Below are 10,774 nucleotides of genomic sequence, written 5' to 3' on the forward strand. Positions count from 1 at the left end.
CTCCTTCCCGACCGGCCCGGCAGAGAAGACTCTCCTGCATCGCCGCCGGTTCGGCTGGGATCGGCGGGGCGCGGGACCGGCCGGGCGCCGGCTCTTGTCCGGTTTATCGAACGATGCGGCGGCCCGCCCGATGCCGCGCGCCGGGCGCGGCGGTCCCGGGCCGGCGCGCCGCACGCTCCCGCACGGATCCGCACCGGATCCGGACCGGCGCGCCCGCCGGTGCGGAGCGCGACGCAACGAGGGCGAAGCTGCCCGTGGCGGCGCCCTGCCGCTTCGGCGAGCCTGCACGTGACCGGCCCGTGCGGCCGGGTCACCCGGAGTTCCCCGATGCTGCTCACGCCCCTCCCGGCGGCGCGCGCCCGCGCGCCGCGCGCCGACGCTCGGCCGACCGCTCGGCCGACCTCTTGGCCGACCTCTTGGCCGACCGCTCGGCCGACCTCTTGGCCGACCTCTTGGCCGACCGCTTGGCCGGCCGCCCTGCGCCGGGCGCTCGCCCTCTCGGCGCCCGTCCTCCTCGGCCTGCTCGCCTGGCTCGGCGGCCTCGACGGCGCCCGCGCCGCACCGGGCGGCGGGGCGCTGCTGCTGCGCGGCCCGGCCCGCGAGGCCGCGCCGGTCGAGGCGCCGCGCCTGCGGACCGACATCGCCGTGACGGTGAGCGGCGCCACCGCCCGCGCCACGCTCACCCAGGTCTTCCGCAACACCACCGACCAGTGGGTCGAGGGCACCTACGTCTTCCCGCTGCCGGAGGACGCCGCCGTCGACACGATGACGCTCGTCGTCGGCGATCGCGTCATCGCGGGGGAGATCCGCGCGCGCGAGGCCGCCCGCACGGCCTACGAGGCCGCGCGCGAGTCCGGCCGCGCCGCCGCCCTCACCGAGCAGGAGCGCCCGAACCTGTTCACCACCAGCGTGGCCAATATCGGCCCCGGCGAGACCGTGCTGGTGCAGATCGCGTTCCAGCAGCCGGTGCGGCTGTCGGGCGGCAGCCACGCCCTGCGCCTGCCCCTGGTCGTCGCGCCCCGCTACAGCCCGGCGCCCGGCCTGCTCCGGCCGGCCGCCGAGGGGCCGGCGCGCGACCCGGTGCCCGACCGGGCGCGGATCGCCCCGCCGGTCCTCGATCCGGCCGTGCACGGGCCCGTCAACCCGGTGACGCTCACCGTCACCCTGCGGGCCGGCTTCCCCCTGGGGACGGTGGAGAGCGCCACCCACGCGATCCGCGTCGAGGAGACCGGCCCCGACAGCCGCCGGGTGACCCTCGCGGACGGCCCCGTGCCGGCGGACCGCGACTTCGCGCTGACCTGGCGCGCCGCTCCCAGCGCCGCGCCCGCGGTCGGGCTCTTCCGCGAGCGGGTCGGGGAGGACGAGTACCTGCTCGCCGTGGTGACGCCGCCCGAGGGGCGGGCGCCGGCGCGGCGGCCCCGCGAGGTCACCTTCGTGATCGACAATTCCGGCTCCATGGCCGGCGCCTCGATGCGGCAGGCCAAGGCGAGCCTGCTCGTGGCCCTCGACCGGCTCGGCCCGGCCGACCGCTTCAACGTGATCCGCTTCGACGACACCATGGACCTGCTCTTCCCGGCCCCGGTCCCGGCCGACGAGGCGCATCGCGACGCCGCCCGCACCTTCGTGGCGGCCCTGGAGGCGCGGGGCGGGACCGAGATGCTGCCGCCCCTGCGGGCCGCCCTCGCCGACCCGCATCCCGAGGAGGGCGACCGCGTGCGCCAGATCGTGTTCCTGACCGACGGCGCGATCGGCAACGAGGAGCAGATCTTCTCCGCGATCAGCGCCGGGCGGGGCCGCTCGCGCCTGTTCATGATCGGCATCGGCTCGGCCCCGAACGGGCACCTGATGACCCACGCGGCGGAACTCGGCGGCGGCAGCTACACGGCGATCGGCACGATCGACCAGGTGGCGGAGCGCACGGCCGAGCTGCTCGCCAAGCTGGAGAGCCCGGTCGTCACCGACCTCGCGGCCGCCTTCTCGGAGCCCGGCGTCGAGGCGACCCCGCGCCTCCTGCCCGACCTCTACCGGGGCGAGCCGGTGGTCCTCGCCGCCCGCCTGCGGGCGGCGACCGGCACGCTGACCCTGCGCGGGCGGATCGGCGAGGCGCCCTGGCAGCAGGTGCTGACCCTCGCCGAGGCGCGGGAGGGCAGCGGCATCTCCAAGCTCTGGGCGCGGGCGAAGATCGGCGAGGCCGAGACCGCCCGCCTCACCGGCCGCATGAGCGCCGAGGCCGCCGACGCCGCGATCCTGCGGCTCGCCCTGGCGCACCGGCTGACGACCCGGCTCACCAGCCTCGTCGCCCTCGACGTCACCCCGCGGCGACCGCCGGGCGTCGCCCTCACGGCCGCCGACCTGCCCCTGAACCTGCCGGCGGGCTGGGACTTTTCGGCTTTGTTCGGCGGCGAGGGGCGGCTGCCCCGCGCGCGGCGGGCCGAGGCTCCCGTCCCGCGCGCCGCGCAGGAGGGCCGCGGGGTCGACCTGCCGCAGACCGGGACCGACGCGCCGGCCCTGCTCTGGCTCGGCCTCGTGCTGGCCGGCCTCGGCGCCGGGCTGCTCGGGCGCGGCGCGGGCTCGCGGAGGCCGGCGTGACCGGGCGGCGTGGGCCCGGGAGGGCGGCGCTCGCCGCCCTCCTGCTGGCGGCCGGCCTCGCCCTCCTGGGCCAGGCCGGCTCGATCCGGGCCAAGGGCCTCCTCGCCCAGGCGCTTCTGGAGCGGGCCTTCGCGCGGAGCCTCGCCGCGGGGGGCCGGCCGGTGCGGCCCTGGCCCTGGGCCGACACGGTGCCGGTCGCCCGGCTGACCCTCCTCGGCCGCTCCCTGGTCGCCCTCGACGCCAGCAGCGGACAGGCCCTGGCCTTCGGTCCCGGCCACGTGCCGGGCACGCCCGAGGCCGGCGAGCCCGGCACCGCCGTCTACGCGGCCCATCGCGACCTGCATTTCCGCGGCCTCGACCGGCTGCGGACCGGCGATCCGGTCGCGGTGACGCGCCGGGACGGGGTGCGCCTGCGCTTCCGGGTCACCGGGACCCGGGTGGTGCGCCACGACGCCTCCGGCATCGACCCGCACGCGCCGGGGCGGCGGCTCGTCCTCGCCACCTGCTGGCCCCTCGACGGCGCGACCCGGGGGCCGCTGCGCCTCCTGGTCGAGGCCGCGCTGATCCCCGGGGAATAGCGCGGGCGCGGCTTGCGCCGGGTGCGGTTCCGTGCGGTTTTGTCCGCGGGGAGCCGGGGCGGATGGGCGCGGGCGACACGGACCTGCCGGAGAGCGAGAGCCTGCGCGTGGCCGAGACGGTGCGCGAGGCGCTCGCGCGCCGGCGCATGTCGCGACAGGCCCTGGCCGACGCGGCGCGGATCAGCCTCTCGACCCTGGAGAAGGCGCTGGCCGGCCGCCGGCCCTTCACGCGGGCGACGACGGTGCGGCTGGAGGAGGCGCTCGGCGTCTCCCTGCGCGGCCCCGCCCCGTCCGCGCGCCACGCGCCCGAGCGCCTCGGCGCCTATTCGCGCGAGGCGGTGGCCTGGCTGGAGGGCCGCTACCTGACGCTGCGCCCCTCCTTCGGCGACGCGGCCGCGCTCTTCGCCTACCGCACCGAGATCCTGTGGGACCCGGAAGGCGGCCGCCTCGTCTTCCGCGAGGCCGAGCGCCTCGACGCGCCCTTCGCGCAGAGCGGGGAGGTGTCGGTGCCGAACCTCTCGGGCACCATCTACCTCGTCACCAACTGGCAGGGGCAGGTCCGCCTCGCCATGCTGGGCCGCCCGACGATCCACGGGGAGCTCTACGGCCTCCTGACCACTTTGCACGCGGGGCGCGGCGCGCAGCTCACCCCCGCCGCCTGCCCCCTCGCCCTGCTGCCGGATCGCGGCGAGGTGCCCTCCGGGCGCATCACCCCGGGCATGCCGGCCTACGCGCCCTGCCGCCGCCACCTCGCGCGCGTCTGCGACGAGGGGTTCGGGGTGGTCTTCCCGGTGCCGGGGTGACGGGGCGGTAGGGTGCGGGCCCCCGCGGAGCGGGGGTGGGGAAGTCTCCCGCGCGGGACGGGCGCGCGGGCATGCCGACGCCGCAAGCCCCGCCCCCGTGCGGGGGCGAGGCGTGGCGGCCCCGGCCGGGGCCGGGTTCCGGCTCAGCGGAACAGCGTCATCAGGTTCTGGGTCGCCCCGTTGGCGATGCTGAGCGACTGCACCGCCAGCTGCTGCTGGGTCTGCAGCGCCTTCAGCCGCGTCGATTCCTCCTCGATGTCCGCGTCCACCAGCGTCCCGATCGTCGCCTGGTTGGCCTTGATCAGCGTGTCCACGAACGAGGATTGCCCCTCGATCTGCGTCTTGCTCGCGCCGAGCTTCGTGCCCGCATCCGTCACCGCCGCGATCGCCTTGTCGACCGCCGAGATGATGTTCTTCAGGTCCGCGTCGCCGTTCGTGCCCACCAGCTTCGAGATGTCCAGGTTGGCGATCGAGTAGGAGCCGCCCCCGAACTGCGCGTTGTAGGTGCCCATCGCGGTGTCCAGGATGCCCTGCGCCTGGGTGACCCCGGCGTCGGTGCCGGTCCCGGTGCGCGGCACAACACCGCCCGCCGGGACGTCCGTGCCAGTGGTGGTGCCCGCCGTGAAGCCGAACGCCGCGTCCGCGTTGCTGATGATGATCTTCGAGCCCGCACCGGCCGTGTCGGTGCTGGTCAGGACGAGCTTCCCGCCCTGGACCGACGCCGCGACCTTGGCAGCGGTCGTGGCCGAGAGCGTGGTGTTGATCATCGCCGCCACGTCGGTGGCGTTGACGGCATTGTTGCCGGCGGAGGTCTTGGTGGCCAGGGCGGCATAGGCCGCCGCGTCCAGCGTGATGGTCTTCGAGGTCGTGCCGTCGCTGATCGTGATGGCCTTGCTGCCCGTCGAGAGGTCGAGGTTGGTGAAGGCGCTGCCCTGCACCATCGCCACCGTGGCGACGCCCGTGGTGGTGCTGAAGCCGACGTCGATCAGGGCCTTGCCGGCCGAGGGGTTGCCGACGGAGACCGACAGGGTGGTGGCCGCGCCGGTCGCGGTCGAGTTGAAGGTCAGCCGGCCCGAGGAATCCAGGCCCGCCGTCACCTTGCCGGCCAGGGTCGCGGAGGCGGAGATCTGGTTGTTGACGGCCTTCAGGAACTCGTCGGTCGTGACCTTGGACAGGTCCTTGGCAGCCGTCGCCATCGTGGACGAGTTGAGCACGATGTTGCCCGTCTGGCCGCCCACGGAGATCGCCAGCGAGACCTCGTTGATGGCGCTGAAATCCGCCGTGCCGGCCCCGGAGCCGAACCCGCTCGTGCCGGTGAGGGAGGTCGAGCCGACGACCTGGGCGTTGGTCGCGGCCGCCGTGATGCTGGTCGAGTTGGCGTCGTAGAGCTTGATCTGGCCGACGTTGATGTTGATCATCGAGAAGTTGATCGTGCCGTCGCTGGCGCGCGAGAAGCCCGCCACCACGTTCTGGACGGCTTTGTAGCTGGTGTTCGTGGCAGCCGAGTTGACGGAGAGCCAGTTCTGCCCGCTGGAGACCGAGGAATCGGCGGTCGCCTTCATCTTGCTCTGCAGGGTCGCGATCTCGGTCTGGACCTTGGAGCGGTCGGTGCCGGAATTGGTGGCGGTCTGGAGCTTGGCGCGCAGGTTCTGCAGGTCGGAGAGGATGCTGTTGAGGCCGTTATAGGCGGTGCCGACGGCCGAGGAGGAGAGGCCGAGCGAGTCCTTCACCGCGCCCAGGGAGGCGTTGTCGGTGCGCACCGTGGTGGCGATGGACCAGTAGGCGGCGCTGTCGGAGGCGGCGGAGACGCGCTGCCCGGTCGAGACCCGGTTGCTGGTCATGTCGAGCTGGGCATTGATCGACTTGAGGGTGGTGAGCGCGGTCATCGCCGCGGAGTTGGTGAGCAGGCTGGTCATGGTGAGGGAACTCGCGATGAACTGAAGGAACGGGTTGCAAATCCGGGCTCACACCGGAGAAGCGGACCGGCTTCATGCCTTGGACCGATCGCAGGTCCGACCGACGACGCGCTAAACGCGGGCTTTCACCGAAGAAACGGAACGACATCATGTCTAGGGACAACCATAATCCCTTCCGCACTGCTGACGTCGAAGAATAATCCAATAGACAATTGTTCCTCAACCTGTTCTTTTTGGCCTCGATTCCCCTAAGGAAGGTTGCATCTCTCTCGCGGCTCTTCGTTCGAATACGTTCGTCTCAAGCTTAAGGTTAACTGATCATTGATCTGGACGAGCTGCCCGAGAGTCCATGCGCCGAGCGCGGAGATCTCTCTTTTAAGTTGTGTCGCGATCTTTGGAGTACCGCAACCACTTGGTATATCAGGATGATTCCGTGCCGGCGTGCCGATCGGAGCAGTTTTAGGTTGTGTCTATGCGTGGGTGCGAGCGGAAGGTGGCGGCGGCACCCCGCCTGCGCACCGGGCAAGACCGGCGGCCGGCTCACCGGGAAATCTTGGGAATTACTGTTTTCTTTGCTTTCTAGTTCTTGTGCCCCGCGGCGCCCGCAATCCGGGTTCGGCCTGCATCAATCGAGTGCGGCGCAGCATCAGAGCGTCCGCGGCGGCCGGGCCTGGCGTGATCCGGCCGGTGCTTCGGCCGTGTCGGGAGGCGTCGTGCGAGGCGCAGGTGCGTGGCGAAGTCCGCGGCCTGGGGCCGGCGGGCCGCGACGGTTCGCGCGGGCGAGCCCCGGCCCGGAGGAGGATCACGGGCTGGGTGTGGCGCCGCCGGCGAGGGCCGTCAGGGCGTACGGCGGGGTTGCGGGCTGCCAGGGTGCGCTCGCCCTTCCCCCGCAGGCCTCCCCCTGGTCGATGACCAGGCGGGCCGCGCGGCGATGGCGATCGCGTCCGCGCCCGACGGTCGCGTGCCGCCCGACGAGGAGGGAATCGGGCCTCTCCGCGGATGGCGGCCTCTCGCGGCTGATGGCCCCGGCGCGTGTCGGTCCAGGCCGCGGACCATGGTCGCGGGCGGCCTGGGGTGCGGGGCTGCGCGGGATCCTCCCCGCCCCGCCGGGCGTGGCGGCGATCGACCGGATCGCAGCCCGATCCGTGCCGTGCGCGCGCACCGTCCGCGCCGCGCGGATCTCGGGGGACGGCGGCATGCCGCATCACGCCCCCGCGCTGCCGCGCGTCGGCGCATCCCGGACAAACCGGGCGTTGGTTCACGGGGCCGCGCCCGTTCCGGGCGCGTCACGCGAAAAACCCCGCCTCCTCGCGGAGACGGGGCGCGCTGCGTGGCGGCCCCGGCGGTGCCGGGGCCGGGGCTTTGGCTGGCTGATCCCGGCTCAGCGGAACAGCGAGAGCAGGTTCTGGCTCGACGAGTTGGCGATGCTCAGCGACTGCACCGCCAGCTGCTGCTGCGTCTGCAGCGCCTTCAGCTTCGTCGATTCCTCCTCGATGTCCGAATCCACCAGCGTGCCGATCGTCGCGCTGTTGGCCTTCATCAGGGTGTCCACGAAGGTCTTCTGGCCGTCGACCTGCGTCTTGGCCGCGCCCAGCTTGGTGCCGGCATCCGTAACCTTGCCGATCACCTGATCGACCATGGTGATGATGTTGGCCACGTCGGTGTCGCCGTTGGTGCCGACGAGCTTGGAGATGTCGAAATTCGCGACGCTGTAGGAGCCCGACATGCCGCCGCCGGCCGTGTAGGTGCCGGTCGCCGTGTCGAGCAGGCCCTTGCCGGTCGTGGTGGTCGCGTTGGTCCCCTTGTTGACGACGCCGGTGACGCTGGCCGCGCCGAAGCCGATGTCGACGGTGTTGTTGGCCGTCGTGTCGATCTTGAGGGTGTTGGTCGCACCCGTCGCGCTCCGGGTGAAGGTCAGGCGGCCCGCCGAGTCCAGGCTGGCGGTGACGCTCGGCACGCCCGCGGTGGTCAGCGTGCTGGCGCTGATCGCGTTGTTGAGCGCCGAGAGGAACTCGTTGGTGGTGACCTTGGTGAGGTCCTTGGCGGCGGTGGTCAGCGCGGCCTTGTCGAGCTTGATGGTCGCGTTGCCGGTCTCGGTGGTGATCGTCAGCTCGACCGTCTGGGCGGCCGAGAAGTCGGCCGTGCCGCCGGTGAACGCCGTCGTGCCGGTCAGCGAGGTGCTGCCGAAGACCTGACCCGACGTGGCCGGGACGGTGACGCTGGCGCTGGAATTGGCGTCGAGCAGCTTGATGCTGCCGACATCGACGTTCACGTACGAGAAGTTGATCGCGCCGGCCGAGTCGCGGGAGAAGCCGGCCACGATCTTGCGGATGGCCTGGTAGTCGCTCGCCGACGAATCCACCGAGATCCAGTTCTGGCCGCTCGACACCGACGAGTTGGCGGTCGCCTTCATCTTGCTCTGGAGCGCCGCGATCTCGGTCTGGACCTTGGCGCGGTCGACGCCCGCCTGGGTGGCGGTCTGGAGCTTGGCGCGGATGTTCTGCAGGTCGGTGAGGATGCTGTTGAGGCCGTTATAGGCCGTGTCGATGGTCGAGGCGCCGAGCCCGAGCGAGTCCTTCACCGCGCCGAGCGAGCTGTTATCCGTGCGGACCGTCGTGGCGATCGACCAATAGGCGGCGTTGTCGGCAGCGTTGGAGACGCGCTGGCCGGTGGAGACGCGGTTGCTGGTCGTGTCGAGCTGGGTGTTGATGCTCTTGAGGGTGGTCAGGGCCGTCATCGCGGCGCTGTTGGTGAGCAGGCTGGTCATCTGAGCTGATCCGGGTTGTGAGGCAGACAGGCAACATCGGATCCGGGCTCACACCGGAGTAGCAAATGGCCTCATGCCATAGATCCAAGACTTGGATCTAACCCGCTACGCATTACAAACCGGATTCTCACCGGATCGGCAAAATGACATCATGTCGACAGGTTCAAACAAACCTGCTTGCCGAGCTGCCGCCGGAACTTCCTGCGGGTGCGATCACGATCACCCTGGCGATGGATCCACTATGCCCGGCTCACCGTTACTGGTGGCTTAATCGCAATGGCAAAAGGGCTCGGGCTTTCACCATGTTCGATTGATGGAGGCCGCGATGAAGCGCGGTTCGGCATGGCCGAGGAAGCGCGGCTTCACGGCGCCCCGCGAGGTCCGGCGCGGCGCGCCACGGCGGCGCGCCCCGGTCGGCACCGCCCCATCCGGCTCCGGTCCGTCGGGCCGCGGCCGCGCTCCGCCCGCCGCGACCGACCCGCGCAGGAACCCGCCCCCTCGGGAAAGCGCCCGTTCCGGGCGCGTCACGCGAAAAACCCCGCCTCCTCGCGGAGACGGGGCGCGCTGCGTGGCGGCCCCGGCGGTGCCGGGGCCGGGGCTTGGTCGGAGGATCCCGGCTCAGCGGAACAGCGAGAGCAGGTTCTGGCTCGACGAGTTGGCGATGCTCAGCGACTGCACCGCCAGCTGCTGCTGCGTCTGCAGCGCCTTCAGCTTCGTCGATTCCTCCTCGATGTCCGAATCCACCAGCGTGCCGATCGTCGCGCTGTTGGCCTTCATCAGGGTGTCCACGAAGGTCTTCTGGCCGTCGACCTGCGTCTTGGCCGCGCCCAGCTTGGTGCCCGCGTCCGTCACCTTGCCGATCACCTGATCGACCATGGTGATGATGTTGGCCACGTCGGTGTCGCCGTTGGTGCCGACGAGCTTGGAGATGTCGAAGTTCACGACGCTGTAGGAGCCCGACATGCCGCCGCCGGCCGTGTAGGTGCCGTTCGAGGTGTCGAGCAGGCCCTTGCCGGTCGTGGTGGTCGCGTTGGTCCCCTTCGCCACGGAGCCGGTGACGCTGGCGGCGCCGAAGCCGATGTCGACGGTGTTGTTGGCCGTCGTGTCGACCTTGACGGTATTGGTCGCACCCGTCGCGGTCCGGGTGAAGGTCAGGCGGCCCGCGGTGTCCAGGCCGGCGGTGACGCTCGGCACGCCCGCGGTGGTCAGCGTGCTGGCGCTGATCGCGTTGTTGAGCGCCGAGAGGAACTCGTTGGTGGTGACCTTGGTGAGGTCCTTGGCGGCGGTGGTCAGCGCGGCCTTGTCGAGCTTGATGGTCGCGTTGCCGGTCTCGGTGGTGATCGTCAGCTCGACCGTCTGGGCGGCCGAGAAGTCGGCCGTGCCGCCGGTGAACGCCGTCGTGCCGGTCAGCGAGGTGGTGCCGGAGGCCTGCGCCTGGGTCGCCGCCACGGTCACGCTCGAGCCGGCATTGGCGTCGAGCAGCTTGATGCTGCCGACATCGACGTTCACGTACGAGAAGTTGATCGCGCCGTTCGAGCCGCGGGAGAAGCCGGCCACGATCTTGCGGATGGCCTGGTAGTCGCTCGCCGACGAGTCCACCGAGATCCAGTTCTGGCCGCTCGACACCGACGAGTTGGCGGTCGCCTTCATCTTGCTCTGGAGCGCCGCGATCTCGGTCTGGACCTTGGCGCGGTCGACGCCCGCCTGGGTGGCGGTCTGGAGCTTGGAGCGGATGTTCTGCAGGTCGGTGAGGATGCTGTTGAGGCCGTTATAGGCCGTGTCGACGGTCGAGGCGCCGAGCCCGAGCGAGTCCTTCACCGCGCCGAGCGAGCTGTTGTCCGTGCGGATCGTGGTGGCGATCGACCAATAGGCGGCGTTGTCGGCAGCGTTGGAGACGCGCTGGCCGGTGGAGACGCGGTTGCTGGTCGTGTCGAGCTGGGTGTTGATGCTCTTGAGGGTGGTCAGGGCCGTCATCGCGGCGCTGTTGGTGAGCAGGCTGGTCATCTGAGCTGATCCGGGTTGTGAGGCAGATAGGCAACATCGGATCCGGGCTCACACCGGAGTAGCAAATGGCCTCATGCCATAGATCCAAGACCTGGATCTAACCCGCTACGCATTACA

The 10,774-nt window shown here is 71.5% G+C and carries 6 protein-coding genes; 3 read left to right on the top strand and 3 right to left on the bottom strand.

Annotation, left to right across the window (positions count from 1 at the left end; all coding sequences use genetic code 11):
• Positions 1-327: 327 nt before the first annotated feature.
• From MET2598_RS0112490 to MET2598_RS0112500, 3 genes are all read left to right on the top strand, one after another.
• Positions 328-2,589 (top strand): marine proteobacterial sortase target protein, encoded by a 2,262-nt coding sequence (locus MET2598_RS0112490; RefSeq protein WP_018261055.1) that lies wholly within the window; start codon positions 328-330, stop codon positions 2,587-2,589.
• Positions 2,586-3,167: a class GN sortase gene (locus MET2598_RS0112495; protein WP_012334845.1), complete on the top strand. Its 582-nt coding sequence runs from the start codon at positions 2,586-2,588 to the stop codon at positions 3,165-3,167. The genes MET2598_RS0112490 and MET2598_RS0112495 overlap by 4 nt, the downstream gene beginning before the upstream one ends.
• Before the next feature lie 62 nt (positions 3,168-3,229).
• Positions 3,230-3,970, top strand: a complete 741-nt coding sequence (locus MET2598_RS0112500) for a helix-turn-helix domain-containing protein (RefSeq protein ID WP_018261056.1) — start codon at positions 3,230-3,232, stop codon at positions 3,968-3,970.
• Positions 3,971-4,113: 143 nt separating this feature from the next.
• Here MET2598_RS0112500 and MET2598_RS0112505 read toward each other — a convergent pair whose 3' ends face one another.
• The 3 genes from MET2598_RS0112505 to MET2598_RS0112520 form a co-directional block, all read right to left on the bottom strand.
• Positions 4,114-5,886, bottom strand: coding sequence for a flagellin N-terminal helical domain-containing protein (locus tag MET2598_RS0112505; RefSeq protein WP_018261057.1), 1,773 nt, complete (start codon positions 5,884-5,886; stop codon positions 4,114-4,116).
• 1,381 nt (positions 5,887-7,267) lie between these two features.
• Positions 7,268-8,653: a flagellin N-terminal helical domain-containing protein gene (locus MET2598_RS0112510; protein WP_018261058.1), complete on the bottom strand. Its 1,386-nt coding sequence runs from the start codon at positions 8,651-8,653 to the stop codon at positions 7,268-7,270.
• Between the two features lie 618 nt (positions 8,654-9,271).
• On the bottom strand, positions 9,272-10,657 hold the full coding sequence (locus MET2598_RS0112520; protein ID WP_018261060.1) for a flagellin N-terminal helical domain-containing protein: 1,386 nt from the start codon (positions 10,655-10,657) through the stop codon (positions 9,272-9,274).
• Positions 10,658-10,774 lie beyond the last annotated feature (117 nt).

It is taken from the genome of Methylobacterium sp. WSM2598 (genome assembly GCF_000379105.1).
Lineage (GTDB): Bacteria > Pseudomonadota > Alphaproteobacteria > Rhizobiales > Beijerinckiaceae > Methylobacterium.